The organism is Kitasatospora sp. NPDC058243 (assembly GCF_042882025.1).
Lineage (GTDB): Bacteria > Actinomycetota > Actinomycetes > Streptomycetales > Streptomycetaceae > Kitasatospora.
In genome coordinates, this window is the sequence record NZ_JBHVWW010000001.1 from 372,577 (window position 1) to 399,056 (window position 26,480).

General features: G+C 73.0%; 24 protein-coding genes and 3 pseudogenes. 11 read left to right on the forward strand and 16 right to left on the reverse strand.

What is annotated here, in order from left to right:
- Positions 1–259 precede the first annotated feature (259 nt).
- The 4 genes from ACFVX9_RS01565 to ACFVX9_RS01580 all read right to left on the reverse strand — a co-directional run bounded on the left by ACFVX9_RS01565 (position 260) and on the right by ACFVX9_RS01580 (position 5,032).
- Entirely contained in the window at positions 260–1,465 is a 1,206-nt protein-coding gene (locus ACFVX9_RS01565) for a cytochrome P450 (RefSeq protein ID WP_063352097.1), read from the reverse strand.
- A 199-nt stretch (positions 1,466–1,664) separates the two neighbouring features.
- Positions 1,665–3,440, reverse strand: a complete 1,776-nt coding sequence (locus tag ACFVX9_RS01570; protein ID WP_387979880.1) for a glycoside hydrolase family 3 protein — start codon at positions 3,438–3,440, stop codon at positions 1,665–1,667.
- Positions 3,434–4,261, reverse strand: a complete 828-nt coding sequence (locus tag ACFVX9_RS01575) for a tyrosine-protein phosphatase (RefSeq protein ID WP_387979882.1) — start codon at positions 4,259–4,261, stop codon at positions 3,434–3,436. The genes ACFVX9_RS01570 and ACFVX9_RS01575 overlap by 7 nt, the downstream gene beginning before the upstream one ends.
- 168 nt (positions 4,262–4,429) lie before the next feature.
- Positions 4,430–5,032, reverse strand: coding sequence for a TetR family transcriptional regulator (locus ACFVX9_RS01580; RefSeq protein WP_387979884.1), 603 nt, complete (start codon positions 5,030–5,032; stop codon positions 4,430–4,432).
- A 246-nt stretch (positions 5,033–5,278) separates the two neighbouring features.
- Between ACFVX9_RS01580 and ACFVX9_RS01585 the strand changes: the two genes are divergently transcribed.
- The 6 genes from ACFVX9_RS01585 to ACFVX9_RS01610 all read left to right on the forward strand — a co-directional run bounded on the left by ACFVX9_RS01585 (position 5,279) and on the right by ACFVX9_RS01610 (position 11,447).
- The gene (locus tag ACFVX9_RS01585) at positions 5,279–6,832 is read left to right on the forward strand and encodes an ABC transporter substrate-binding protein (protein ID WP_380484084.1); all 1,554 of its coding nucleotides are present in this window, start codon (positions 5,279–5,281) and stop codon (positions 6,830–6,832) included.
- Positions 6,829–7,797: an ABC transporter permease gene (locus tag ACFVX9_RS01590; protein ID WP_380484082.1), complete on the forward strand. Its 969-nt coding sequence runs from the start codon at positions 6,829–6,831 to the stop codon at positions 7,795–7,797. Before ACFVX9_RS01585 ends, ACFVX9_RS01590 begins: the two co-directional genes overlap by 4 nt.
- The gene (locus tag ACFVX9_RS01595; protein ID WP_380484080.1) at positions 7,784–8,665 is read left to right on the forward strand and encodes an ABC transporter permease; all 882 of its coding nucleotides are present in this window, start codon (positions 7,784–7,786) and stop codon (positions 8,663–8,665) included. Before ACFVX9_RS01590 ends, ACFVX9_RS01595 begins: the two co-directional genes overlap by 14 nt.
- Positions 8,662–9,801, forward strand: a complete 1,140-nt coding sequence (locus tag ACFVX9_RS01600) for an ABC transporter ATP-binding protein (protein WP_387979887.1) — start codon at positions 8,662–8,664, stop codon at positions 9,799–9,801. Before ACFVX9_RS01595 ends, ACFVX9_RS01600 begins: the two co-directional genes overlap by 4 nt.
- On the forward strand, positions 9,798–10,820 hold the full coding sequence (locus ACFVX9_RS01605; protein WP_387979889.1) for an ABC transporter ATP-binding protein: 1,023 nt from the start codon (positions 9,798–9,800) through the stop codon (positions 10,818–10,820). Before ACFVX9_RS01600 ends, ACFVX9_RS01605 begins: the two co-directional genes overlap by 4 nt.
- Positions 10,821–11,099: 279 nt before the next feature.
- Positions 11,100–11,447: a hypothetical protein gene (locus ACFVX9_RS01610; protein ID WP_380484074.1), complete on the forward strand. Its 348-nt coding sequence runs from the start codon at positions 11,100–11,102 to the stop codon at positions 11,445–11,447.
- Positions 11,448–11,723: 276 nt separating this feature from the next.
- On the opposite strand, the gene ACFVX9_RS01615 is transcribed toward ACFVX9_RS01610, so the two are convergent.
- A complete protein-coding gene (locus tag ACFVX9_RS01615; protein WP_380484071.1) occupies positions 11,724–12,032 on the reverse strand; it encodes a hypothetical protein in 309 nt (102 codons plus the stop codon).
- Between the two features lie 255 nt (positions 12,033–12,287).
- A pseudogene (locus ACFVX9_RS01620) lies at positions 12,288–12,683 on the reverse strand (hypothetical protein); the annotation flags it as partial.
- Between ACFVX9_RS01620 and ACFVX9_RS01625 the strand changes: the two are divergent.
- Positions 12,564–13,598 (forward strand): annotated as a pseudogene (locus ACFVX9_RS01625) (FAD-dependent monooxygenase); the annotation flags it as partial. The pseudogenes ACFVX9_RS01620 and ACFVX9_RS01625 sit on opposite strands and share 120 nt — an antisense overlap.
- Before the next feature lie 440 nt (positions 13,599–14,038).
- Here the strand turns inward: ACFVX9_RS01625 and ACFVX9_RS01630 are convergent.
- The 5 genes and pseudogenes from ACFVX9_RS01630 to ACFVX9_RS01650 form a co-directional block, all read right to left on the reverse strand.
- Positions 14,039–14,743, reverse strand: coding sequence for a hypothetical protein (locus ACFVX9_RS01630; RefSeq protein ID WP_380484069.1), 705 nt, complete (start codon positions 14,741–14,743; stop codon positions 14,039–14,041).
- On the reverse strand, positions 14,743–15,282 hold the full coding sequence (locus ACFVX9_RS01635) for a SigE family RNA polymerase sigma factor (RefSeq protein ID WP_387979918.1): 540 nt from the start codon (positions 15,280–15,282) through the stop codon (positions 14,743–14,745). The genes ACFVX9_RS01630 and ACFVX9_RS01635 overlap by 1 nt, the downstream gene beginning before the upstream one ends.
- A 237-nt stretch (positions 15,283–15,519) precedes the next feature.
- Positions 15,520–15,723 (reverse strand): annotated as a pseudogene (locus tag ACFVX9_RS01640) (LysR family transcriptional regulator); the annotation flags it as partial.
- 39 nt (positions 15,724–15,762) lie between these two features.
- Positions 15,763–16,341 (reverse strand): hypothetical protein, encoded by a 579-nt coding sequence (locus ACFVX9_RS01645; RefSeq protein ID WP_380376268.1) that lies wholly within the window; start codon positions 16,339–16,341, stop codon positions 15,763–15,765.
- Positions 16,342–16,761: 420 nt separating this feature from the next.
- A complete protein-coding gene (locus tag ACFVX9_RS01650; RefSeq protein WP_387979892.1) occupies positions 16,762–17,997 on the reverse strand; it encodes a GDSL-type esterase/lipase family protein in 1,236 nt (411 codons plus the stop codon).
- A 248-nt stretch (positions 17,998–18,245) separates the two neighbouring features.
- On the opposite strand from ACFVX9_RS01650, the gene ACFVX9_RS01655 reads away from it, so the two are divergent.
- Positions 18,246–19,049, forward strand: coding sequence for a GntR family transcriptional regulator (locus ACFVX9_RS01655; RefSeq protein WP_387979894.1), 804 nt, complete (start codon positions 18,246–18,248; stop codon positions 19,047–19,049).
- Positions 19,050–19,275: 226 nt separating this feature from the next.
- On the opposite strand, the gene ACFVX9_RS01660 is transcribed toward ACFVX9_RS01655, so the two are convergent.
- Entirely contained in the window at positions 19,276–20,151 is an 876-nt protein-coding gene (locus tag ACFVX9_RS01660) for an SGNH/GDSL hydrolase family protein (RefSeq protein WP_387979896.1), read from the reverse strand.
- A gap of 618 nt (positions 20,152–20,769) precedes the next feature.
- Entirely contained in the window at positions 20,770–21,633 is an 864-nt protein-coding gene (locus ACFVX9_RS01665; RefSeq protein WP_387979898.1) for a helix-turn-helix transcriptional regulator, read from the reverse strand.
- 174 nt (positions 21,634–21,807) lie between these two features.
- Between ACFVX9_RS01665 and ACFVX9_RS01670 the strand changes: the two genes are divergently transcribed.
- The 3 genes from ACFVX9_RS01670 to ACFVX9_RS01680 all read left to right on the forward strand — a co-directional run bounded on the left by ACFVX9_RS01670 (position 21,808) and on the right by ACFVX9_RS01680 (position 23,980).
- A complete protein-coding gene (locus ACFVX9_RS01670; protein ID WP_387979900.1) occupies positions 21,808–22,731 on the forward strand; it encodes an alpha/beta hydrolase in 924 nt (307 codons plus the stop codon).
- Between the two features lie 178 nt (positions 22,732–22,909).
- A complete protein-coding gene (locus ACFVX9_RS01675; RefSeq protein ID WP_387979902.1) occupies positions 22,910–23,374 on the forward strand; it encodes a hypothetical protein in 465 nt (154 codons plus the stop codon).
- A 72-nt stretch (positions 23,375–23,446) separates the two neighbouring features.
- Positions 23,447–23,980: a hypothetical protein gene (locus ACFVX9_RS01680; protein WP_387979904.1), complete on the forward strand. Its 534-nt coding sequence runs from the start codon at positions 23,447–23,449 to the stop codon at positions 23,978–23,980.
- Positions 23,981–24,187: 207 nt separating this feature from the next.
- Here the strand turns inward: ACFVX9_RS01680 and ACFVX9_RS01685 are convergent, their stop codons facing one another.
- From ACFVX9_RS01685 to ACFVX9_RS01695, 3 genes are all read right to left on the reverse strand, one after another.
- Entirely contained in the window at positions 24,188–24,826 is a 639-nt protein-coding gene (locus ACFVX9_RS01685; RefSeq protein ID WP_380376251.1) for a DNA-3-methyladenine glycosylase I, read from the reverse strand.
- Between the two features lie 80 nt (positions 24,827–24,906).
- Positions 24,907–25,419, reverse strand: coding sequence for a methylated-DNA--[protein]-cysteine S-methyltransferase (locus ACFVX9_RS01690; RefSeq protein ID WP_380376249.1), 513 nt, complete (start codon positions 25,417–25,419; stop codon positions 24,907–24,909).
- A 250-nt stretch (positions 25,420–25,669) separates the two neighbouring features.
- Positions 25,670–26,206 carry a hypothetical protein gene (locus ACFVX9_RS01695; RefSeq protein WP_387979906.1) on the reverse strand — a complete coding sequence of 179 codons (537 nt, stop codon included), beginning with the start codon at positions 26,204–26,206 and terminating at the stop codon, positions 25,670–25,672.
- Positions 26,207–26,480 lie beyond the last annotated feature (274 nt).

Genomic DNA, 26,480 nt, shown 5'->3' on the forward strand with positions numbered 1-26,480 from the left:
GACGCGCGGAGGGCGCGGTCGGCGGGACGCACCGGGCGGGACCCAACTCAGCGGCCGACGAGCCGACCGAGCGAGGATCGGTTGATCGCGGTGCGGGCGGTCGTGCTGGCCGCAAGTTGGTTCAGGCCACCTAGCCCAATTTACGGAAGGCGGGCCCGTCCCGCATGTCGGCCCGCACACCCCGGGGTGTGCGGGCCGACGTGCGCGGTGTTTCCGGCAGCGGGTGGCTGCGGGCGGCCGCCGGAGCGTGGGGGCACCGTCACCAGGTGACCGGCAGCGCCAGCGGATAGCGCCAGATGGACGTGGTGTTCCACGCCAGCTCCGCGGCCGGCTTCGCCAGCGCGATCCTGGGGAAGCGCTCCAGCAGCGTCCCGAGGGCGACTTCGAGTTCGGTGACGGCCAGCGGCGCGCCGAGGCAGTGGTGCGCGCCCCAGCCGAAGGTCATGTGGGAGGGGCTGGTCCGCTCCAGGTCCAGCTCGTCGGGCCGGTCGAACCTGCGGCCGTCCCGGTTGGCCGTCAGGTAGGAGACGTGCACGATGTCCCCCGCCGGGATCGTCACCCCGCTCAGCTCCACGTCCTCAAGGGCCACCCGGGGGATGCCGACGCCCTTGCGGAAGGGGATGAAGCGCAGCAGTTCCTGGAGCGTCCGGGCGAGCGTCTCGGGCCGCTCGCGCAGTGCGGCGAGCACGTCGGGCCGGCTGAGGATGGTGTACGAGAGGTTGCCGAGCTCGTACGTCGTGGTGTCCTGGCCCGTGATCAGCAGGACCATGGCCATCACGGTGAGTTCCTTCTCGTCGAGGACCTCGTCGCCGTCGCGGGCCGTGGCCAGCACGCTGATCAGGTCGTCGCCGGGGTTCCTGCGCCGTTCGGCGGTCAGCTCGGCGAAGTACGCCCGCAGGTCGGCCTTGGCGCGTACCGCGTTCGGCTTGTTGGCCAGGCTCACGTCCATCATCGTCCGGGCGTTGGCGCGCAGCTGGGCGCTGTCGGCCTCGGGGATCTCCAGGACCTCGCAGATCGTGATCAGCGGGAGCGGATGGGCCAGGTGCTCCATGAGGTCGGCCGGGGGGCCCTGGTCCCGCATGCGGTCCAGCAGCCCGTTCACCACGTGCTGGGTGCGCTCCCTCATCCGCTCGATGTGGTCGGGGGTGAAGCCCTTGGACACCAGGCTGCGCAGGCGGGCGCTGGCGGGCGGGTCCATGACGTTGATCGCCTCGGCCTGGACGATCGGCTCCGGGGTCATGCGCGGGAAGTCCCGGCCGACGATGGCGTGGCGGCTGAACCGCCGGTCGGTGGTCACCGTGCGCACGTCGTCGTAGCCCGTGACGAGCCAGGCCTCCCCCTCGCCGTAGGGCAGGCGGATGCGGCTGACCGGTGCGTCGTTCATGAGCTGCCGGAGCGTCGGGTCGAACTCTAGGGTCTCGGCGAAGTCGAACGGGCAGTTCCGTGCGCTGGAGTCGGTGGACATGCGGACCTCCAGGTCTGGGCCGCGCGGGCCGGATGGGGGAGGCGGACGGAATGCACCGGTACCCGATCGGTCGGCCGCACACACCGGTGGACGGGCGAGAGCGCCGGTAATTCATCCGGTCTGATCAGCGGCTCGGATCCACCCGCACCGGGGCCTGCCACTGGTGATGGCAGGCCCCGGCGGCCCCGGCCAGGGTGCCTCAGATCTCCCCGGTGGCCCGGTGCCCGTGCCGGAAGAGCGGGGCGCGGGTGTCGAAGGGCACGTCCTCGCGGCAGGCGGCGACGGCGGCGTCCGAGCGGGGGAGGTCGAACGGGAGCGTCGCGGTCATCGGGGCCCGGCCGAGCGCGGCGTCCAGCACGACCTCGTCCGCGGCGCCGAACTCGCCGATCAGCAGCGCCGCGTACGGGGCGAGCGGGGTGAGCACGGCGGGCCGCTCCAGCTGGGCGGCGAACACCGTGGGCACGGTGGCGGCCAGCGCGGTGAGGCGGTCGACCTCGGCCGGCTCGAACTCCAGCGAGCCGCTGTGGAAGTGCTGCTCCAGCATCCCTTCGCGCCGCTCGTACGGGGTGGCGAGGCGGATCACGGCCAGCTCGGCCCGCTCCGGGTCCTCGACCAGGGTGCCGTACCCGGCGGCGACGGCGGGGTCGATGCCCTCGACGTACAGCCGGGTGGCGGTGCGCGGCTCGCCGGCCAGGTGGACCACCGAGCGGCGCTGGACCTCGCGGCCCAGCGCCCGGCCCTCCGGGGCGCCGACCAGGTCGGCGACGGCCTCCGGGTCGACGTACGGGTCGGCGAAGAGGCCGAGGCGGAACTTGTCGCGCAGGATGCGGCGGACCGACTCGTCGAGCCGGGCCTCGGTCACCGCGCCGGAGCGGACGGCGGCCAGGATCAGCTCCGGGTCCGTCTCGCCGCCGAGCTGGTCGGCGCCCGCGTCCAGGGTGAGCACGACCTGCTCGGCGACGGACAGCTCCTCGACGCCCCAGTGCCGCGGGGGCAGTGTGACCACTCCGGGGACGTCCATGCCGGTGATGGCGTTGAAGTCGGTGCAGACCACGCCGTCGAAGCCGTAGCGACCGCGCAGCAGGCCGGTGATGACGTCCCGGTTGAAGTTGGCGCCGACCTCGGCGAGGCCGCTGCCGGAGGGGATCGCGTAGGCGGGCATGATCTGCGCGGTGCCCGCGGCGAAGGCCGCCTCGAAGGGGCGCAGGTGGGTCTCGAACTCGCCGCCGGGGTAGACCAGTCGGCGCCCGGCGGCGAAGTGCGAGTCCTCGCCGCCGGCCTGCGGGCCGCCGCCGGGGAAGTGCTTGGTCATGCAGGCGACGCTGTCCGGGCCGATCGGCCCGCCCTGGAGGCCCTCGATGTAGGCGGTGATCATCCGCGAGGCGCGCTCCGGGTCCTCCCCGAAGGTGCCGCCGATCCGGGCCCAGCGGGGCTCGGTGGCGAGGTCGGCCATCGGGTGGATGGCGACCCGGATGCCGACGGCGCACAGCTCGCGGCGGATCAGGTCGGCGTAGCGGCGCACCAGGTCGGGGTCGTCGGTGGCGGCGAGGCCGATCGGCTCGGGGCCGGTGCTGAAGCCGCCGCCGGTGTGGGCGGTGGCCGGGTTGGCGGTGAAGCCGTGCCGGGGGTCGGAGGAGAGGGTGACGGGGATGCCCAGCCGGCCGGCCGCGGCGAGGTCCTGGACGTGGTTGTTCCACTCGGCCATCGCGCGCGGGTCGGGGACGGCCATCATGGCGAAGTGGGTGAGGCCGCGCTCGGTGATCAGGCGGGCGCCGGAGGGGAACGGGCCCTGGTCGCCGGGGAGCATCCGGCCGTGCAGCATCAGCGCGGCCTTCTCCTGCAAGGTCATCCGGGTGAGGAGGTCCTCGACCCGCTCCTCGACGGGCAGCCGCGGGTCCTCGTAGGGCTCCATGGTGCCGTTGTGGTTGAGGTCGCGGAAGGGCGTGCCGTCGGTGTGCCGCAGCAGGGTCAGCATGCCGTCACCTCGGCGGTGTTCGACGCGGCGGTACGGGCGGCGGTACCGGCCTCGGTGCGGGCGGCGGTACCGGCCTCGGTGCGGGCGGCGGTGCGGGCGGCGGCCTTGGCGCGGAAGGCGTCCAGGGTCTCGGCGCCGACCCCGCAGGCGGTCAGGAAGCCCTCGGCGCCGCCGTTCTCGGCGCGGACCAGGTCGAGGAAGGTGCTCATCGCCCCGGCGGGAGCCTCCAGCAGCGGGGCGGGGACGACCAGCCGGCCGGCCTCGACCTCGTTGAGGGCGGCCCGGTTGCGGTCGGCGAGGCCGGCCCAGATCTGCTCGATCGCCTCGTTGGTGCGGGCGTAGTCGGCGACGATCTCCTCGGCGGGCACCCCGAGCAGCTCCAGCAGCAGCGCGGTGAGCAGCCCGGTGCGGTCCTTGCCGGCCGCGCAATGCACCAGCACGCCGCCCGGGCGGACGGCGGCCTCGACGGCGGCGGCCAGCCCCTGCGGCGCGGACTCGGCCATCAGCAGGTAGAAGGCGCCGAGGTCCTCCGCGGTGGTCATGGCCCGCATGGCCTGCGCCAGTTCGTCGTTGGTCGGCTCGATCCGGGCGGGGACGACGGCGATGCCGGCGGCCTCGGCGGCGGCCCAGTCCTCGGGGCGGCTCTCGGGCTCGCCCCGGAGGTCGACGATGGTGGTGATGCCGTGCTCGCGCAGCTGGGCGACGACGGTCTCGTCGGCGGCGGGGAAGGGCTGGGCGGAGCGGAACAGGGTGCCGGGGCGGATCCACCGGCCGGCGGGGTCGGCGAGCGCTGCGGGGTCGCGGAAGTTGACCAGGGACATGCGGGGGCCTTTCAGGAAGTGCGAAGCAGGTGGTGAAGGTGCGCGGCGGGCCGCGCGAAGGGGGGGAGGGGGGCGGAAAAGGGCGTGCGGTGCCGTCCGGACGGCCGGCGGCATCGCCCAGGGGTGTCGCGGTGACGGGGTGTAGAGGTGCGAAGCTGTCGGCTCGGGTCAGCCGGCGGTGTCGAGCACGTCCCGGTAGGTCTGGCGCCATTCGGCCACCGTGCCGGTCTCGGACGCGATCAGGACGTGGTGGCGCACCATGCCGCCGAACTGCGCGCCGAGCGCGGTCGGGCGCAGGTCGGTGGCCGGGTCGACGCCGAGCCGCTCGGCCGCGATGGTGACGGTGCGTTCGGTGAAGCCGTCGATCACGACCACGGCGTAGTTGTGCACGGAACCCTGCACCTCGATCAGGCTCCGGCGCAGCCGGCGGCGGCGCTCGGTGTGCTCGACGGGCTCTTCGAGCCGGCCGCCGGTGGCGGTCAGCGCGTGGTCGAGCGCGGCCCAGAGCGGGAGTTCGGCGGGGGCGGCGGCGAAGGCGTCGAGGATGGCCTGGCCGAAGTCCCAGCCGAACAGCAGCGCCTCCTTGGCCGGGTAGTAGCGGAAGAACGTGCGGTGGGCGATGTCGGCGCGGCGGCAGATCTGGTCCACGGTGGTGCGCTCGAAGCCCTGCTCCTCGAAGAGGTCGAGCGCCGCGGTGCGGATGCTGTCGCGGGTACGCGCCTTCTTGCGGTCGCGCATGCCCTGCTCCGCCGCGGTGTCCGTCCCCTGCATGGTTCTTCCGTTTCCTCTCGGTGAGTTGAGTGTGGATGGGGCCGCCGAGGGGGCGGCTGTCAGTACCGAATCACGTCCGACCGTGCTCGCTCAAGGCGAGTGCCGACTCTTCCGGGTCTCGTCATCTGAAATTTGCACAACTGCCTTTTGGCAGTACTGCCACTTCCGGAATGGTGTGGGGCGTCGGCGGCCGCACTCCCCCAGGCCGCCCCCGCTCCCCTCCCCCCTCCCCCGAACCGAGGAACCATGAAGCGGCACACCCACCTCCTGGTAGCGGCGGCCTGCACGGCCGCGCTCACCCTCACCGCCTGCTCCGCCTCCGACGACGCGCTCTCCGGCGCCGGCGCCGGGAACACCGGCGCGGCGAACGACGGGCCGGCCGTGGACGGCGGCACGCTCAAGATCGGCCTGGACCGGCCGTTCGCCAAGCTCGACCCGGCCGACGGCACCCTGACCTCGATGCCGATGATGGTCCTCGCCAACGCCCTGTACGACCCGCTGATGGTCAACGGCGACAACGGCGCCGTCCAGCCCTACCTCGCCAAGTCCTTCACCCCCAACGCGGACGCCACGGTCTGGACCCTCGACCTGCACGAGGGCGTGAAGTTCAGCGACGGCAAGCCGCTGGACGCCCAGGCCGTCGCCGACCACGTCACCCGGCTCGCCAAGCCGGAGAGCAAGTGCGCCTGCGCCATCGACGCAGCCACCATCGGCGCCACCACCGTCTCCGGCCCGACCACCCTCACCTTCACCCTCAAGGCGCCCGACGCCGCCTTCCCCAACCTGTTCACCCGCTCCCTCGGCTACGTCTCCGAGGCCCCGGCCGGCGACTCCCCCGCCGTCGGCTCCGGCCCGTACACCGTGGAGAGCGTGCAGCCCGGAGTCTCCGTCACCCTCGCCCGCAACCCCGCGTACTGGGGCGCCAAGGGCCACGCCGACAAGCTCGTCTACCGGGTGCTCACCGACACCGACAGCCGCTACCAGTCGCTGCGCTCCGGCGACACCGACCTGATCTGGACCGAGACGCCCGGCCAGCTCAAGCAGGCCGCCGCCGACGGGCTGCGCAGCGCCACCGGGCCCGGCGGCACCACCACCATCGTCTTCAACACCACGTCGGCGCCCTTCGACGACGTGCGGGTCCGCCGGGCCGTGCAGTACGCGATCGACCGCGAGGCCCTGGAGAAGGTCGTCTCCCTCGACCAGGGCGCCGTCTCGGACGGCCCGATCGGCTCCCGCTCCCCGTACCGCACCGCCCCCGGGTACCCGGCCCACGACGTGGCCAAGGCCCGGGCCCTGCTCGCCGAGTCCGGCCACCCCGACCTCGCCTTCGACTACCTCGTCGACAGCCGCCCCGAGGGCCAGCAGCGCGCCACCGTGCTCCAGCAGATGCTCGGCGAGGCCGGGATCAAGGTGACCATCAAGCCGCTCGACGCCGCGGGCCTGGGCACCGCGATGCTCCAGCGCAAGTTCCAGGTGATCGACTTCCCCACCAGCATGTTCGGCGACACCGACACCGCGCTCACCAGCCTCTACCTGCCCAACTCGCCGTACAACTTCATGAGTTGGTCCGACCCGGAGACCTCGAAGGCGATCGCCGAGGGCCGCTCCTCGACCGACACCGCCCAGCGTGCGGCCGCCTACCAGCAGGCCGCCCGGCGGGTCGTCGGCGAGGTGCCGATGGCCTTCCTCACCGAGAACACCGTCGGCTTCCTCGGCTCCGCCAAGGTCGGCGGACTGCCCGACCTGTCCAAGCGCACCGTCCTCAACGTCTCCCCCGCCCCCCTGTGGGTGAAGCGATGACCCCCCGCACCCGCACCGCGCTGCGCCACGGCGGGCGGCTCGGCCGCGCCGCGGCCGTGCTGCTGCTGGTCACCGTCGCCGCCCTGTACCTGCCCCACCTGATGCCGGGCTCCCCCGCCGTCGCCGCCCTCGGCCCCACCGCCACCCCCGAGCAGATCTCCGCCTACGAGGCCGGGCTCGGCCTGGACCGCAACCTGTTCGCCGCCACCTGGCAGTGGATCGCCGACGCCCTGCACGGCGACCTCGGCCACTCGCTGTCCACCGGAGCCGCCGTCACCACCGAACTCGCCGACCGCATCCCCGTCACCCTCGAACTCTTCCTCGCCGCCCAGCTGGTGGCACTCGCCCTGGCCGTGCCCGTCGCCCTGCTCTCCGCCTGGCGCCCCGGCGGCACCTTCGACCGGATCGCCACCGCCGGCACCTTCGGCTGGCTCGCCGTCCCCGGCTTCGCCCTCGGCCTGCTGCTCATCTGGCTCGCCGCCGTCCAACTGCGCGTCCTGCCCGCCACCGGCTGGACCCCGTTCACCGAGAACCCGGCCGAGAACCTGCGCCACCTGGTGCTGCCCGCCCTCACCCTCGGCCTCACCGAGGCCGCCGTGTTCACCCGCACCCTGCGCGGACAACTGCTCGACACCCTCGACCAGCCGTACATCGCCGCCGCCCGCAGCCGCGGCATGGGCACCACCCGGCTGCTGCTGCGCCGCGCCCTGCGGCCCTCCAGCCTGCCGCTGGTCACCCTGGTCGGCATCGGCATCGGCACCTCGCTGGGCGGCTCGGTGCTGGTCGAGTCGCTGTTCGCGGTGCCCGGCGTCGGCAGCCTGGCCGCCGGGGCCATCTCCGGCCGGGACTTCCCCGTCGTCCAGGCCGTGGTGGTGGTCAGCGCCCTCGGCGTGGTCGCGGCCACCTTCGCGGTCGACCTGCTGTACCGCACGATCGACCCGAGGATCGCCCATGAGCACCGCTGAGACCACCGTCGTGACCGTCGAGACGGTCCCGGCGCGCACCACCCGCCGCCGCCGGCCCCCCGCCGGCGTGCTCGCCGCCGGGGCCTGGCTGGCCGTCGTCGCCCTCGCCGCGCTGCTGCTGCCCCTGCTGCCCGGATTCGACCCGCTGCACGGCGACTTCGCCCACCCCGCCGCCGCCCCCGGCCCCGGCCACTGGCTGGGCACCGACAGCGCCGGACGGGACGTCCTGCAGCGCACCGTCGCCGGCGCCCGCGCCTCCTTCACCGTCGCCGCCCTCACCATCCTGGTCGGCCTGCTCGGCGGCGGAACGCTCGGCCTCGCCGCCGGCTGGTTCCGCGGCCCGCTCGACAAGGCGATCGGCTTCGCGACCGACCTGCTGATGTCCGTGCCCAGCCTGATCCTGGTGATGATCGTGGTCTCGCTGCGCGGCCCCAGCCTCACCGTGATCGGCACGCTGATCGGGCTGTTCACCGTCCCGCACTTCACCCGGGTGGTGCGCGCCGTCGTGCTCTCGCTCAGCGAGCGCGGCTTCGTCCAGGCCGCCCGCATGCTCGGCACCGCCCCGCTGCGCATCCTGCGCCGCGACATCGTCCCGCACGTCGTGCCGGCCGCCCTCACCTTCGCCTTCACCGCCACCACCGTCGCCATCGTCGCCGAGGGCTCGCTCAGCTTCCTCGGCTTCGGACTGCGCCCGCCGGAGCCCTCCTGGGGCGGCATCATCGCCGAGGGGCGCACGGCCCTCGGCAGCGCGCCGTGGATCTCGCTGGCACCCGCGGCCGTGCTCTGCCTGACCGTCCTCGCCCTCAACTACCTCGGGGAGCACCTGCGTTCGGGTGGCCCCGCCGGCCCGAAGGGAGCGCGCGGATGACCTCCGCCCCCGACCTCGACTCCCCTGCCCTTGCCGTCCCGGCGCTCGACGGACCTGCCCTCGACGTCCCGGTGCTCGACGTCCGCTCGCTGGACACCGTCCTGCACACCCCCGACGGCCGCGCCCTGCACGTCCTGCACGGCGTCAGCCTCACCATCGCGGCCGGCGAGTGCCTCGGCGTGGTCGGCGAGTCCGGCTCCGGCAAGTCCGTGCTCGCCCGCGCCGTCCTCGGCGTCGAGTCCCGCACCACCAGGGCCGTCGCCACCGGCGAGATCCGACTGAACGGCGAGGACCTGCTCGCCGCCTCCCGCACCCGCCGCGCCGAACTGCTCGGCACCGGCATCGCCATGGTCCACCAGGACCCGATGACCTCGCTCAACCCGGTGGTCCGGATCGCCGACCAGGTCACCGAGTCCCTCACCAACCGGCGCCGGCTCTCCCGGCGCGAACGGCTGCGCACCGCCACCGAGTTGCTCGCCGCCGTCGACGTCCCCGACCCCGCCCGGCGGGCCCGCGCCCACCCGCACGAGCTCTCCGGCGGCCTGCGCCAGCGCGTCGGCATCGCCGCCGCCCTGGCCGGCGAACCCGCCCTGCTGCTCGCCGACGAACCCACCACCGCCCTCGACGTCACCGTCCAGCGCACCGTCCTCGACCTGCTCGACCAGCACCGGCGCAGCCGCGGCCTCGCCACCCTGCTGATCACCCACGACATCGGCCTGCTGTACGGGCGGGCCCGCCGGATCGCCGTCATGTACGGCGGCCGGATCGTGGAGACCGGCCCCACCGAGGCCGTCACCCGCCACCCCCGGCACCCCTACACCGCGGCCCTGCTGCGCTCCGTACCGCGGGTCACCGGCCCGCTGCGCCGCACCCTGCCCGCGATCCCCGGCTCGCCGCCCGACCTCACCCGGCCCACCCCCGGCTGCCCCTTCGCCCCGCGCTGCGAACTGGCGACGGACCTCTGCACCACGACCGCGCCCCCCACCCACACCGCGGCGGACGGCCACACCGCCACCTGCCACTTCCCGCTCACCGCGCCGTCTGACGCGCCGTCGTCCTCGCATTCGTCCTCCCCTTCGCCCTCGCCCGATTCCTCGCCCGATTCCTCGCCCGACGAACTGGAGCCCGCGGCGTGACCACCGCCCCCGACGCCGCTGCCCCCGCAGCCGTCACCCCCGACGCCGCCGCTCCCGGAACGGCCGTCCTGGAGGCCACCGGCCTCAGCGTCGTCCACCGCACCCGCTCCGGCCCGCTGCACGCCGTCAGCGGCGTCGACCTGGCCCTCCACCCCCGCCGCACCCTCGCCCTGGTCGGCGAGTCCGGCTCCGGCAAGAGCAGCATCGCCAAGGCCCTGCTGCGGCTGCCCCCGCCCACCACCGGCACCGTCACCCTCGACGGCACCGACCTCGCCACCCTCTCCCCGCGCGCCCTGCGAGCCGTCCGGCCCCGCCTCCAGATGGTGTTCCAGGACCCGCTCTCCTCCCTCAACCCGCACCGCCGGGTCCGCGACCTGGTCGCCGAACCCCTCGACGCCCATCCCGACCCGGCCCGCGACCGCGAGCAGGTCGTCACCGAGCAGCTGTCGGCCGTCGGCCTGCCGCCCGCCCTGTTCGGCGACCGCCGCCCCCACCAGCTCTCCGGCGGGCAGGCCCAACGCGTCGCCATCGCCCGGGCCCTGGCCGCCGGACCGCGCGTCCTGATCGCCGACGAGGCGGTCTCCGCCCTCGACGTCTCGGCCCAGGCCACCGTGCTCAACCTGCTGCGCGGGCTCACCGAGGGACGCGGACTGGCCGGCCTCTTCATCTCCCACGACCTCGGCGTGGTCCGCGCGGTGAGCGACGAGGTGGCCGTGCTCCAACTCGGCCGCATCTGCGAACGCGGCCCCACCGAAGCCGTCCTCGCCGCCCCGGCCCACCCCTACACCGCCGCCCTGCTCGCCGCCGTCCCCGAACCCGGCCGCCCGCTGCGCGACACCGGCCTCCTCCCCACCGACCCGCCCTCCCCCCTCGCCCCGCCCAGCGGCTGCCGCTTCCGCACCCGCTGCCCGCTGGCCGACACCCGCTGCGCCACCGAGGAGCCGCAGCTGCGGGAGGTGGCACCAGGCCGCGCGGTGGCCTGCCACCGACCGCTGATCGACGCCGCCACAGCGTCCTGACCAGCCGGACGCACCACGGGCCCCCGGGCCGGGAGCCCCACTCCCGCCCCGGGGGCCCCTTCCGTTCCGTTCCGTTCCGGCCGCGGACGGGCCTGCGTCCAGGGCGCGCCGTCGGCGGAAGCGACGGACGACGCCCCTGCCGGGCTGTCACCTGGCAGGGACAAGGCCTTCGCGCCCCGTTCGCACCCCTTCACGCCGGTGACGATTCGCGTACGCAGCCTTACCGTTGGCTGCGATCACGGGCCGCACCCGGCGACCCGGTGTACCGGAGGTCCCATCATGCGACGCCTCGTCACGACGATCGGTACCCTCATCGCCGCGGGGACGCTGGCCGTGGCCGTCCCCACGTCCGCCCAGGCCGCCACGGGCACCCTGACGTTCTACAACGTGATCTTCCCCGACGGGTCGGGCAGCGGCCCGGGCGTGCCGTACGTCGACCCGGCCCCGGGCTGCTACGACGTGCCGAGGGAGGCGCACGGGCCCCTGTCAGGCGTGAACAACGCGACGGACAGCACGGTCCGCTTCTACTGGGGCGAGGACTGCACCGGCGGATCGCTGTTCAGCGTGTCGGCCGGCCGTTCGGTCAGGTTCAACTCGCACCCGCGCTCCTTCAGGGTCGAGAGCTGACCCTGAACCCGAACGCACCCACACCGGCCCCCCACGACCGAAGCGCGGGCAACTCGGACACAGAAACGGCCAGTTGGACAGCGACAACGTCGCTGTCCACACCGCCCGATCTGCGGCGGCAAGAGCAAGCCGACCGAGCCGGCCGGCCCGGCTGGAGCCTCACCATGTAGTTGTCGGGCGTCTCGTCGTAGCACGTGGCCAGGCTCCGCCACGCTCGGATCCCGTGGGAGACCGGTTTCCCGCCCGCGCTGCCGCGCCTCTTTCGGTACGTCCCGGTCAGACAGCGGAGAGGTGCAGCTTGAACGGCGAACCGTTGGAGCTGGGCGTCCAGCCGTTCGACCGCCCGGCCCGAATACCTGCGGCGACTTCGCGCGGCAGGACGACCTCAGCCGGCAGCATGTTCGGTTCGAGCACGGCCGGCCGACCGGTCTCCACGACGAGCGTCGTTCCGGGACAGGCCGCGTCCTCCACCATGTAACCCAAGGTGACGCCGTCGTAGTCGCAGCACGGTTTCCTGCTCACTCGCCAGCGGTACTCGACGCCGTCGACGACAATGCGGCGGGACCCTTTCTTCGCCAGTGCCACTCTTTGCCCTTCGGCCTTCGACTGCTCGTATATGTGTATCGCCAGTCTCCCTGTACGGCACACGCGTGTCACCGGGTTCGGCGCCAGAGCTGATCACGCAAGGCCGAGGAGCGCGAGGGGGCGGCGTGCGTCGCGCGCGTTGCGGCGGAGGCCGGCCGCAATGTTCCTGACGCCGCTCAGCCGTAGGAATCCAACAGCGAGATTGCGCCAGGTCGCCATGGCGCGGGGGGCGTTCCCGGTCCGCAGTTGGGAGGCGCCCTCGGCGAAGGTCGTGTCGCGGACGTGGTGCAGGGCCTCGATCTTCCAGTGGTTCCGGATCAGTTGCGCGAGCTGGGCGGGAGTGGCCTGTTCGGCGGTCAGGCTGGTGACCGCGTAGATGGTCGCGATGGTGGTCTTGCCGGTCTTGCGGTCGGTGCGGCGGCGCTTGACCTGGACCGCCTGGCAGGCGCCGGGGAAAAGCAGGTTGTTGACAGTGGCTACCTTGATCCGGCGGATCTCGGAGCGGCCATGTCCCGTTCCCCGGGTACGCACACCGACGGCGGTGCGCCGATCCGAACCGGCTGGCTGGTCGGGTGCGACGGCGGCCGCAGCACGGTGCGCCGGCTCGCCGGGTTCGACTTCCCCGGCACGGCCCCGGAGATCACCGGCCACCAGGCGATAGTGGAGATGACCGGCTCCGAGGCCCTGGGCGCCGGCTGGAACCGGACCCCGGTCGGGACGTACGTGCACGGGCCGGTGCCGGGCCGGATCCTCACCGTGGAGTTCGACGGTCCGCCCGCAGACCGCCAGTCGCCGGTCACCGCCGAGGAGTTGCAGGCCAGCCTGCGCAACGTCAGCGGCGTGGACGTGACGATCACCAAGGTGCACAGCGCGACCCGCTTCACGGACAACGCCCGCCAGGCGAGCACCTACCGCGCGGGCCGGGTGCTGCTGGCCGGCGACGCGGCGCACGTGCACTCCCCGTTCGGCGGCCAGGGGCTCAACCTCGGCATCGGCGACGCGATCAACCTCGGCTGGAAGCTCGCCGCCACCGTGCAGGGCTGGGCGCCGGAGGGCCTGCTGGACAGCTACACCGCCGAGCGGCACCCGATCGGCACCTGGGTCCTGGACTGGACGAGGGCTCAGGTCACGCTGATGCGGCCCGGGCCGGGCAGCGGCGCGCTGCGCAACGTCGTCGCCCAGCTGGCCGACACCGCGGCCGGGACCACCTACTTCGTCAAGCAACTCTCCGGCGTGTGGCAGCGCTACGACCTGCCCGGCGAGCACCCGCTAGTGGGCCGCAGCGCGCCGGACCTCGTACTCGCCGACGGCAGCAAACTGGCCGACCACCTGCACGACGGCCGCGCGCTGCTGCTGGACCTCACCGACGACCCCGAGCTGCGCGCCCGCGCCGACGGCCACCGCGACCGGCTGCGGATCGTGACTTCCCACTGCCCCGAACAGCCCACGCTGGCCGCCCTGCTGGTCCGCCCGGACGGCTTCGTCGCCTGGGCGGGCGGCAGCGGTGAAGCCCCGGACGGGCTCGGCGAGGCGCTCGGCAGGTGGCTCGGCGCAGCTCAGGGCTGAGCTCAGGGCTGAGCTCAAGGCTGGCGCAGGACGGCGGCTGCCAGGGCGAGCGCCAGGTCCTTGCAGGGTGTCGATCGCCCGGTCGAGTTCGGCGGCCTGCTGCTGGCAGCTGCCGCCGGTGACGCAGTCCTGGAAGGAGTCGATCCGCAGGTAGCCGATCCCGCCCGGCAGCGCGCCGACTCCCAGTCGGCCGTTGCCGGAGCCGAGTTGGAGTGTCGGTGCCGGGGAGGGAGCCCGGACCGGTGGGAGGGGCCGAGCAGACGCCTCCCACCGACGCGGATCCCCGGCAACCAGGCGCCGTGACGGCACCGTCCTCGCCCGGCGCGTCCGACCCGTCGGGCCTCAACCCGAACGTCCGGACGCACTGCGGGTGGGAGAGCAGCCACTTGGCGGCTTCGCCGACCGGCCGGGCACCGCCGGGATCGCGGCGGCGGTCTGATTCAGGAGGTCAGCGTCTTGCTCGCCAGCACCTTCCCCTGAGCGTCGTACGCGGCGAGCTTGACGCCTTCGAACGGGTATGCCGTCGAACCGTTGGGGGTCTTGCGGCCGGGCGGCCCCCAGACATAGCCGGTGGCGTAGCCCGGGTTGCCGGGAAGTGAGGCAACGGTGGCCCAGGACACCTGGCCGTCTATCTCGATGGTCATCCGGGCCACCCGCCCGGGCCCGTGGTAGATGAGGTTGTACAGACCCTCCTGGTACTGCGGGGGGTTCCCGTAGTACTGCATGACGATCTCGGTCGCTCCGCCCGCCCAGGAGTGCCCGCCGCACCCCGGACCGCTGCGGTAGGCGGGGGCGTCGTGGATGCAGATCTCCTGGTCGTTCAGTTGCATCCACCAGTCCTGGCGGCCCAACGACAGTTGCTGGCCGGGCTCCACCACCACGGCCTCGGGAGCCGGCCCCTCCGGTACGGCCAGGGCCTGCGAGGCCGGCCCGACGGTCTGGACCGCGCGCTGCGCGGACAGTACCGCGCCCGTGCCGGCCACCACCGCGAGCGCGGCCACCACAGCCGACGCGCCCATCGCCACCCGGCGCCCCCGCTGCTGCCTGCGTACCTGGACCTGCACGGGTCCGGCAGACCAGTCCCCCACCTCGACCCGGGCCGCTTCATCTCGCAGAGCGCCGCGCATCATGTTCTCGGTGTCCATCACCTGTTGTCTCCGTTCGTGCCGTCGGTCGTCGAACCGGTGTCCGCCGCGTACGGGGCCAACGCCGGGTGTCCGCGCAGTTTCGCCAGGCCTCGGCTGGCCTGGCTCTTGACATTGCCCAGCGAGCAGCCGAGCGCTTCGGCGACCTGGTACTCGCTCATGTCCTCCCAGTAGCGCAGGACGACCACGGCCCGCTGGCGCTGTGGCAGTTCCGCCAGCGCCTGGAGCAGCACCGAGCGTTCCTCGACGTCGCGGTGGCCACCGCCCGCGGTGTGCGCCCGATCGGGCAGGACGGGCATGAGCAGTTGCCTGACCCGGCGCCGCCGGTGACGGCTCAGGTTGTTGTTCACCAGGGCCCGGCGGATATAGGCGTCCGGCTCCTCCAGACGGCTGATCCGGGACCAGTTCCTGAAGACCTTCGCGAAAGTCGCCTGTACCACGTCCTCGGCCTCGTGGTAGTCGCCGGTGAGCAGGTAGGCGGTGCGCACCAACTGCCGCCAGCGCGCGGCGGCGAACCCCTCGAAGTCAAGCTCCCGCAGGCCGGGGCCGCCCGCGGAAGCCGGTGCCGTGACGGACGGGGGCGGGTCCTCCACTGGGATGTGCAATACGCTCACGGTCATCCGATTCCTCTTCGCGTCCGCGCGACGACCCAACCGGGCCATCGCTCTGCCCTACTCACCGCCGCACCACCGAGAAGGTTGCACACGGGCGCCGACAACTGGTGCACGGCGAGTCGGTAGTCTCGGCGCCGGGTCCGGGGGGCCCGGCGGCACGTATCAGGCGGTCGAGGTGATGGCTTGGATGATGGCTCGGGTGACGGCCGTGATCGGCGGGGTCGGGCGGCCGGGGAGTCGCGCCACGAGGACCCGGCGGAGCTCGGGAGGTGCGCCTTCGACGTGCAGCAGGCTCACCCCGGGCGGCAGCACCGGGGAGAGCCGGGAGGGCACCGTTGTCACCCCGAAGCCGCCGGCGACCAGTTGGAACGCCCGTCGGGGAGCCGGGCCGACGCGTTCAGGCGGCTACTGGGCCAGCACCACGGTGAAGACGAAGAGGACGACGGCGAGGACGATGGTGCACAGCACCGCGGCCCTCACGGGCGTCAGCCGGTCCCGGAACCGCTTCTGCGGCAGGACGCGCTGGCTCGGACTGGTGTTGTGCTTCCACCAGTCGACGACCCGCCGGAAGTCGGTGTCGAAGTCCTCCGACGGGTGGAGGTCGCTGGCCATCACGGTGGACATCCAGTGGCGCCGGCCGTCGGTGGTGTGGATCCGGGCCACACGTGTGGGCGCGCCGCGGCCTTGGATCTCCGACACGTCGATCCAGGAGATCTGTTGCCAGGAGTAGGTGCGGCCACGGCCGAACCCCCAGCAGATGGTGACTCCGTCGGTGCCGACCCTGCTCCAGTACCGCATGGAGAGGAGGCGGCTCGCGGCGGCCAGCGCCACGGTCCCGCCGACGAGTAGGACCATGGGGCCGAGGCCGAGGTGGAACTTCAGGTGGCCGGCGACCAGTTCGACCGTGACGACGATGAGTACTGGCCCGAGATCGGACCAGTCTGGGCGGAATCTGTCTTTCCCCCGGAAGATCAGTTCATTCACACTGCGCACACTACGCCGCTCTCGACCCGGCCTCGCAAGGGGATGGGTAGAGGGCCGTGTGGCTCCCGTCAGGGCAGGTCGAATACCGACAAGTCGGCTGGTACCGCACCTGGTTGTGCCGACTCGTACTGAACCTCGCGCGGCACGAGGACGCTGCCCGGCTTCCCGGCTTCTCCGAGAATCCGCCCCAGGCCCGGTCAGCCGGCACCGGCGCATCGCCCTGATCCGCAAGGTCATGATCAGCGACGAGCTCCCGCCCATGGAACGGGTCGCCACCGCACTGATCCTGCTCTGTGCCCAGCCCATTCCGGCGGCTGGTCCGGCTCACCATCCGTGAGGTCCAGCACGAAGCCGATCAGGTCGCACTCCGGCTCGGCGATCCACCCACCCCAGTCCCCGAGCCCTTCACCGGCATACTCCTCAACTACATCCACACCGCACGGCCGAACCGGCCGAACAGCACAGCTCCGGCCAGTGGCTGAAGGGGCCCGGGGTGGTGAAGGTGAGGGTGGCGAAGCGTTGGGCCATGTGCTGGTGGGTGGCGGCGTCCGGGTGGAGTTGGTCGGGCAGCGGGAGGGCGGCGGCGTCGGCCGGTCCGTAGAGGTCGCGGCCGTCGAGGTAGTGGAGGTTCGGATCGTCGGCGGCCCGCTGTTCGACGATGCGGGCCAGCTCGTCCCGGATGACGCCCAGCGTCAGCTTTCCGCTCGCGCGCTCCGCGGGGTCGCCCGTTGCCCGGAAGCGGAGTTGTCCGGTGCTGAGAGCGGTGAGGTCGATCGTGCTGGGGCCGGGTGTGTCCTCGACCATGGGGCACAGGATGGGCGAGACGACGAGCAGGGGCGTTCGGGGGTGGCCGTCGCGGATGGTGTCGAGGAAGCCGTGGACGGCGGGGGTGAAAGCGCGCAGGCGCATCAGGTCGTGGTTGACCACGTTGATGCCGATCTTGACGCTGATCAGGTCGGCGGGGGTGTCCCGCATGGTGCGCGCGGTGAAGGGGTCGAGCAGGGCGCTGCCGCCCAGGCCCAGGTTGATCAGTTCCACGTCGCCGAGGGCGGCGGCCAGGGCGGGCCAGGTGCTGGTGGGGCTGGCGGCGTCGGAGCCGTGGCTGATGGAACTTCCGTGGTGCAGCCACACCTTGCGGCCTCGGTCCGGCACGGGCTCGATGGGGGCGTCGGTCCGCAGTGCGACGAGTTCGGTGGTCTCGTTGTACGGCAGCCAGATCTCGACGTCCTTGGCCCGGTCGGGCAGGTCGCTGAAGCGGAGGGTGCCGGCGGTGCCCGGGCGGCGCTCGGCGGTCCTGGTGGTGATGTCGATGGTCAGCGTGTCGCCGCCGGTGACGACGGCCTGACCGGCCAGGCGGCCGTCGACGAGCAGGTCGTAGACGCCGTCCGGGCGCGCCGGGGCACCCACGTAGGCGGTCTTGGTGGGCAGGGTGTCCAGTTCGACGGCGGTGGCCCGGGTGCGGAAGGCCAGCCGCACACCGGAGGGCTGGGACTCTGCCCTGGCCAGCTGCGGGTCGGCGCACTGGGCGCGGGCCCAGGCGGGCAGTCGGTGCGGCAGCAGGCCGCGCTCGGTCTGCTCCAGGTCGAGGGCTCCGCGCAGGAGGTTCGCGGTGATGGATGTGGTGATCCAGGCGTGCGGATCGTGCTGGTGGTGCATGGTGTCGGCCTGCCCGTCGGGGTTGTCGTGGTGTTGCGATTCATTCGATGGGGGTGCCGGGGGGCGGGGCCCTTCACCAGGCGGCTGTGCAGGGTCTGCTGGGGCTCCGGCCAGGCATCTAGATGTCTAGCCGTCCAGATGCCGCAGATGCTATCCCTCACCGAGCCGCACCCGGTTGAACAACAGGAGAACTTCACGGATGCGAACCCGGACTGGACCCAGGGCGCCGGATCCGTAGGATTCGCCACGTGCCGACACCACGAAACAACGGTCCGTTGTACCTCCAGTTCGCCCGCGCCATCCAGGAGCGCATCGACACCGGCGAGTACCCCCCGGGCTCCCGACTGCCGAGCGAGCCGGAGCTGTGCGGGCAGTTCGGAGCCAACCGATTGACCGTCCGCCAGGCGATCGCCGAGCTCGACCGCGCGGGCGCGATCGAGATCCGGCGGGGGGTCGGCACCTTCGTGCGCCGGCCGGTCGTGCGGGCCACGATCGATGTCGACCCGAACAGCGCCCGCCTCGATGTCGGCAGCCAGAGCGTGCCCGTGCCCGTGCGCGGCCTGAAGGGCACCGAGGAACGGGCCGTGGAGGTGTCGGTCGGCTCGGACACGGCGCCCGACCGGCAGGCGGCCGAGCACCTGCAGCTGCCCACGAGCGCGCTGACCCGCATCGACACCGTGATCGTGATCTCCGCCCAGCCCTGGGCCGTGAACAGCTACTGGGTGGCCACGCACCTGCTGCCCACAGGCTTCGCGGAGTCGACGGAGTCGCGGAACACCACGGTGGCGGTGGCCGAGGCGATCGGTATCGAACTTGAATACGACTGGCGCTCGTTCAGCGCGATCGCCGCCGACATCGCCGACGCGCAGCGACTCGACGTCGCGGCCGGCAGTCCGCTGCTCCTGCGCGAGGGGGTCAGCTGCGCACCGGACGGACGGCCGATCCTCTACGTACGCCGGCGGATCTACGGCGAGAACGCCAGCTTCGTGATGCGCTACCGCGAGTGGCGCCAGGCGGACCAGGGCTCGGGCGGCGCGGGTACCAGCGGCTGAGGCGCGCCTCGTTGCGCGGGGACTTTCACGTCCCTCCCGCCACCTCCCTCCCGTCGCAAGTGATCCGGGCCGCATGTGAGGCTGCGCCCAGGCGTGACCAGGCACGACCGGGCATGACCAGGCGCGACCGGAACAACTGGGACGCCGGGGCCGAGGGCCCGGTGGCCCGGCAGCCTCGGTGAGGCCGCCGGGCCATCGACCCGTTGCGGTCTGCGGCCTCGGACCCTCAGCTGACGCCGGCGGCCCGCAGCGCGGCTTCGACGGCCGCAGCGGTGTGTTGCTGACCGACCGCGTTCGGGTGGAACGGCGCGTAGGCGCCGGCGGGGACGAGCGGCTCGATCCAGCGGGTGGACGCGCTCTGGCAGGCGTCGTGCCCGACGCTCGGGGTGTAGGTGTCGACGTAGGTGGCGTCGTTGCTCTGGGCGGCGTGCCGCAGCATGGAGTTGAGGGCCAGTTCGATGCCGTCGAGGTAGGCGGTGTCCTTGGTGGTGAGGGTCAGTTGCGGCCGGCAGTTGCCGCTCTGCGGCAGGATGTCCGGGTAGCCGACGACGAAGACCTTGGCCTGCGGCGAGAGTCGGTGGATCTGCTGGAGGGCCCCGGCGATGTTCACCTCGTCCGAGGCGATGGCGTCGGTGAAGGTCGACTTGTAGAAGTCCGCGCACGGCGAACCGATGTCGAACACGCTGAGCGCGTCGATGACCTCGCAGCCGCGGACGGCGGTGCTGAAGGTGTTGTTGTCGTTGCCTCCTATGCCCAGGGTGACCACCGATGTGGACGGGGTCAGCGCGTCGAACTGCGGCGGTGAGTCCGGCGACTGGGCAAGCGTCATGTCTCGGGCCTGCGCGCCGGAGCAGCTGACGTCGGCGAGTTGCAGCCCGAGGTTCCGGGCCACGACGTGGGGGTAGTTGTCGATGCCCTGGCGGCAGGCGGACGGTGTGCCGGGGGCGGGGGCGGTCAGCGTTCCGACGGCGGTGTAGGAGTCACCCAGGGCGACATAGGCGCCTTGGACCGGGGACGCCTGGGCCGGGCCGGCCAGGGCCATTGCAGTGGTGAGGGCGAGGCAGGCCGCAGCTGCGACGCCGGCGGTCTTCCTGGGGGTCATCGGGGTCCCTTCCCGTTCTCGTGACTACTGGTCAGAAGGTGTGCGGGCGCCCATGGTTCGAGCAGGCTTCCTTCACCAGGAAGCCGCGCAGGTCCCACCGGGGCCCCGGCAGGACATCTACACATCTAGATGTCGCAGATGCTATCCCTCACCGAGTACCGCCATGTTGAACAGCAGGAGAACTTCACGGAGTTGCTCTCCGACTCCGCGATCAGGGCGCTCGCTGCCGCGAGAAGGCCCACAGCGACTGCCGCGACGGGGAGCGGGGCGGGGTGGGCCGGGAGGGCGGCATGCGTCCCGTGCGCGACAAGCGCCCGTGGGTGCCCATGAGACTGGACGAATGTCTATGAACGAAACGAAAACTGACGAACCGCCATGAACGCTCGGCCTGCTCTGGCGGGTGGTGGAATTTCGACCTCTTCCCGGGGAGGCGGTTTCGCGGACGACGACCGTCCGAGGTCCTCCCGCCAACCGATCACGTCGACTCCGTCCGGCAAGTGTGTTTCGCCGTAGCCGATGGCCAGAGAGGCAGGCAACCCGAGGGCCTCAACGCGGCCCGGCAGTGCCGCATTGGCCGCCAGTGCGGCCAGGTACGGAAGCAGACTCCGCACACGAGCGTCATCCGCGCGGAGCAGGTGCCCACTGGAGGAGGAATCGCAGTCCCTCGTGGGCCGGGGAGCCGGGAGGGGCGGTGTAGGCGATGAGTTGCTGGTCGGGCCGGGTGTCGACGGTGAACTGCTGGACGTCGAGGGTCAGGGGGCCGGCCAGCGGGTGGGCGTAGGTCTTGGTGAGCTGCCGGGGGCCGCGCACCCGGTGGTCGGCCCACCAGGCCCGGAAGTTCGCATCGCAGGCGGTCAACTCGCCGATCAGTGAGGTGAGTTCACGGTCCTCCGGGTGGCGGCCGGCTTCCATGCGCAGCGTGGCGACGCAGTCGCGCGCGGCGCGGGGCCAGTCCGCGTACAGCGCGCGGTAGGCGTCGTCGAGGAAGGTGAGGCGGATCAGGTTGCGCTCCCCGGGGGCGAGTGTGCCGAAGTCGGTGAGCAGGGCAGTGGCCGCGCGGTTCCAGGCCAGGACGTCCAGGCGCCGGTTGAGGACCATGGCGGGGACGTCGTGCATGGTCGCCAGGAGCTGCCGCAGTTGCGGGTCCACGGGCGGGCGGCCGGACGGTGGGACGGCGGGTGCCGGGGCCGCGTCGGCCAACGCGAAGAGGTAGGCGCGTTCGTCCGGCGCCAGGCGCAGCGCGTCGGCGAGCGCGTCGAGGACCGACCGGGAGACGCGCCGGGTGCGTCCCTGCTCCAGGCGGACGACGTAGTCGACGCTCACGTGGGCGAGCTGCGCCAGTTCCTCGCGGCGCAGGCCCGGCACCCGGCGCAGCCGTCCGTCGTCGGGGAAGCCGGCCCCGTGGGGGTCGAGGGCGGCGCGGCGGGCGCGCAGGAAGTCCCCCAGCTCGTTGTCGCGGGAGGGCTGGTCGCGGACGGTCATGGTTCCAGTGTCCGGCACGGGAGCGGCCTCGTGCCTGGTACCGGCGTGCATAGGCAGCGTCCTCCCTGGCACCCCCGCACACCCCGGCGCCACGGTGGAGGAGCGGCCACCGAAGAGGGCCCCGGAGCCGGCCCCGCGCCGACCCGCCCGTCGCACGACGACCGGAGCAGCACCGTGATCACCGATGTGACCTTCCCCAGCGCCGGCCTGGACCTCGCCGGCCACCTGTACACCCCCGACGACGGCGGCACCGGCAGCCCCCGCCCGGCGATCGTCGTCGGCCACCCCGGCGGCGGGGTGAAGGAGCAGGCCGCCGGCCTGTACGCCCGGCGCCTGGCCGAGCGCGGCTTCGTCGCCCTCGCCTTCGACGCCGCCTTCCAGGGCGCGAGCGAGGGCGAGCCGCGCGGCCTGGAGGACCCGGCGCACCGGATCGAGGACCTCAAGGCCGCCGTCTCCTTCCTCACCACCCGCGCCGAGGCCGACCCGGGCCGGATCGGGGCGCTGGGCATCTGCGCCTCCGGCGGCTACGCCCTGGCCGCCGCCTCGACCGACCAGCGGATCAGGGCCGTCGCCACCGTCAGCGCCACCGACATGGCCCGTCAGTTCCGCGACGGCGCCGACGGCACCCAGGATCCGGCCGTCTTCCGGGCCATGCTCGAAGCCGCTGCGGCGGCCCGCACCGCCGAGGCCCGGGGCGGGGGCGTCCGGACCTTCCCGATCTTCCCCGCGACCGAGGAGGAGGCCCACCGCGGCGGCCCGCACGTCCACGACGGCTGGGAGTACTACTGCACGCCCCGCGCCGAACACCCCCGGGCGGCCAAGGCCCTGACCTGGTCCAGCATCGACCGCATCGCGGCCTTCGACACCTTCGCCGCCCTGCCCCTGCTCGCCCCGCGCCCGCTGCTCATGGTCGTCGGCCGCGAGGCGGTGACCGCCTGGATGTGCGTGCGGGCCTTCCAGCGCTCGACCGGACCGAAGGAACTGCACTGGATCGACGGCGCGTCGCACGTCGACCTCTACGACAAGGACGAGTTCGTCACCCCCGCCGTCGCGAGGCTGGCCGGCTTCTTCGGCACCCACCTCGTTGCGGCCACGTAGCCGCGCCCCGGGCAGCCGGCCGGTCTTCGCGTGCACCGGCGGGCAAGCCCCCGCTGACGGCACCGTCACCGGCTCCCGCCGGCGCCAATGTCCGGGCTCCGGGCGGAAGTTCCGCCTCGGATTGCGGCGCGCCCCGGCGTGCACCACGTCGAGGCGCCCGGAGGAGGGAGATGGTCCGATGGGATCGGAACGCATGCGCGGCCGCCGTGCCGTTGTCGCCCGCGCACCGCGCGTGGCAGTGGCGGTGCTGGCCGGGCTCGGCCTGGCGGTGGGGCTCACGGCCTCGCCCGCCGTGGCGGCGACGACCGAGGGCAACTGGATCAACGAGGGCGGCCCCGCACGCTCCCCGTCGGCCATGACCGCCCTGTGGCACGACAACGAGACGTACGAGGCCGCCCGCGGCGAGGACGACCGGATCTGGTGGCGGCACGGGAACGGCGCCTGGCAGCTGATGCCGGGCAACGCCCGCACCCACCTCCCGCCCACGCTGGCGGTCGGCGACGTGGACGCCCGCACCCAGCGCCTGGTCATGTTCCGCGTCGGCGACGACGGCGCCGCCTACTACAGCTTCCTCCAGGACCGGAACACCAACCGGTGGACCGGCTGGAGCAGGGTCCCCGGCGCCCTTTACCTCACCGGCTAGGTCTCGGCGACGTACTCCACCAACGGCATCCAGCTGGCGACCGCGGCCGGCAACAGGCCCTACACCCAGCAGATGGACCTCCGGCCCGGCCGCCCCCTATTCCGGCCCGACTCGGCGGTCCAGGACATCGACACCCGGGAGCTGCGCCTCAGCGACAGCTTCACCTTCACCGCCGGAGAGCAGGAGTTCTACGTCTCACGGGGCCTGACCAACTCGGTCCGCATCGCCCGCACCCGCCCGGGCGACGGCAGGAACGCCCGGTACACCGAACTGCCCGGCGGCGGCCGGTGCGAGTCGCTCGCGATCGGCCGCGGCGGCGACCCAGGACACCTCGCGACCAGTCCCTTCGACCCGGGCTACGCCGCCCAGCAGAACATGGCCATCGGCTGCATCAGCCCCAACGACCACCAGCTCTACCTCAACCGCTCCACCGACGGCGGCAACACCTGGTCCGGCTGGGCCCACAGCACCGGCGGTCCCTCCCCCTCCGACGCCGCACCCGAGATCCACGGCTTCCCCGGCGGCGAGGTCTTCGCCGTCCTCTCCTGGGGCAGCGACACCGCCCCCTTCAAACGCCACATGATCGTCATGAAGCGCGTCATGTGACACCCACTCGGGACCAGGATCACCGCACCGGCCCTCCCGGGTGCGGTGGATCGGGAACACGAGCAGCGCGATGATGATGGCGAACGTCCCGTCACTCGTCGCCTCCAGACGGCGGCTCGACGGACACGGCCCGCCACACGGGGGACGTGGCGGGCCGTGTGGTGGCCGAACGGCCCCAGCGAGCAGGGGTGCTGGGTGGTGAGGCGGTCATTCCGGCCAGATTCCGGAGGAACCGCGGCGGTGGGAGTCCAGCAGGTGGGTGTCGATGATGCCGATGGCTTCCATCAGGGCGTGCATGGTGATCGGGCCGACGAACGCGAACCCCTGCGCGCGCAGGGCCTTGGACAGGGCCTGCGATTCGGGGGAGGTGGTCGGGATCTCGGCGAACGTGCGCGGCCTGGGGGTGTCGAGTGGCTTGAACCCCCACACGAAGTCGGTCAGGCCGCCGTGTTCGCGCAGCCGGACGGTCGCCCGGGCGTTGGCCACGGCCGCGAGGATCTTCGCGCGGTTGCGGACGATCCCGGCGTCGGCCATGAGGCGTTCGACGTCGGTGTCGCCGTAGCCGGCGACCCGGTCGGGGTCGAAGTCGTCGAACGCGGCGCGGAACGCCGGGCGCTTGCGCAGGATCGTCGCCCACGACAGCCCGGCCTGGAAGGCTTCCAGGCTGATGCGTTCGTACAGGCCGCGCTCGTCGCGCACGGGCATGCCCCACTCGGTGTCGTAGTACTCGCGGAGCAGCGGATCGGTGCCGGCCCACGCGGGGCGGGCGAGCCCGTCCTCGCCGATCACCACCCCGGGGTCGACGGGGTGTTCGGGGGCGAGAGCGGGGACGGTGTCGCTGGCCATCGGGGAAGGGTTCCTCGCTGTTCTTCAAAGGGGCAGGGGGTGCCGGGCGTTCGCGGTCGGGCCGCCCGGCCGGGGCGCAGCTAGAAGAGTCGTCCGGCCCGGGTCTCGACCGGCTCCTCCAGGTCCAGCAGGAGCTGCTTGCGCTCCAGTCCGCCGCCGAATCCGGTGAGTTTGCCGCCCGCGCCCACCACTCGGTGGCAGGGGATGACGATGCTCACCGGGTTGCGCCCCACGGCCTGGCCCACGGACTGCGCGAACCCCTTGCTGCCCAGCTCGACCGCGATGTCGCCGTAGGTGATCCGCGCGCCGTACGGGATCTGGCGCAGCTGCGCCCAGACCTGTTCCTGGAACTCGTCGCCGTTCGTCGCCGCCGCGACGTCGAACACCTGCCGCTTTCCGGCGAAGTACTCGTCGAGTTCGCTGCGGGCCTGGGCGAGCACCGGGTCGGCCGAGGTGTCGGCTCGCCGGCCCCACGCCGAGGGCCGGGGCGTGTACCGGTAGCCCGGGAAGTAGAGCCCGATCAGGGCGTTGTCGCCGGCGACGACCAGGAGCCGTCCCACCGGGCTGTCCACGTAGGCGTGCCGGACGTCCATGTCGATCTCCTCTCTGCGCCTGCTGTCTGTGGTGAAGACGCGCGGGCGCACCGAAACGTGAGACACGTTCCGGAAGCAGTCGGCCGGGCGGAACGGCGGGGCGGCCGAAGGCTGTGGCCGGGCAGGATTCCCGAAAGGCGCGTGGATACGCGGGATCACGAGGAGTGCGGGGGTCCTGGGGCAACAGGAGCGCCCCAGGGGGCGGGGCCGACCGCATCGCGCGGCACCTCCGGCAGGTCGGACAGCGCCGTCACCGTGATCTGCCGGGGCCGGGGCCGGGGCCGGTGACCGTGAGGCCGCCGTCGTCGGTGACGGTCCAGGTGGCGCCGTTCGCGTCGGCTCCGGTCAGGCCGCGCAGCTGCCGGGCGCCGACCAGGGCCAGCGTGGCGGGGCGGCCGATGGCGGCGGTGGCCAGGGTGCGGTCGGGCCGCCAGGACGTGGACCACAGCAGCCGCCGGGCCACCTGGGCCCAGCCGACCTCCGGGCCGGTCATCACCCACACGTCGGCCGGCGCGTCGGCGAAGTGGCGGGCCTGGCACAGCCAGGAGGCTGCGGTCTCCGGCCAGGTGGTCGTTGCGGCCACGACGCCGCCGGCGGCCTGCCAGGCCCGGGTGATCGCGTCGGCGCCTGCCAGCGCGGCCGGGGTCCGGCCGGAGCCGACGGCGATGCTCCGGGCGCCGCGCGCCTGGGCCAGCGCGACCAGCACGGTGACTTCGGTGTCGGTGACTGCCAGGTCGGGGCCCGGCGGTGGGGGGTCGGTCAGCAGGGGGCTGGTCAGGGGATTCATGGGGTGCCTTCTTCGTCAGCGCTCTTCGATGACCGGCAGAGGTCCAGGTGGCGCACCGCGACCGGCCGGCAGGAGCGGGCGGGCGGGCGCGGTGGATGCGGACAGACCGACGGCGGCCGCCGGGGACGCTAGGTCCTGTCCGGCCGATCTTGGCGGGCCCGCGACGCCGGGCATCCCGGCTGGACGCACGCCCGAATCGCCCAAGTACGGCCCAGTACGAGGACGATCCGGGCGCACGCCCAGCCGGGCGCCCAACGCCGCGGGCTGATCCGCC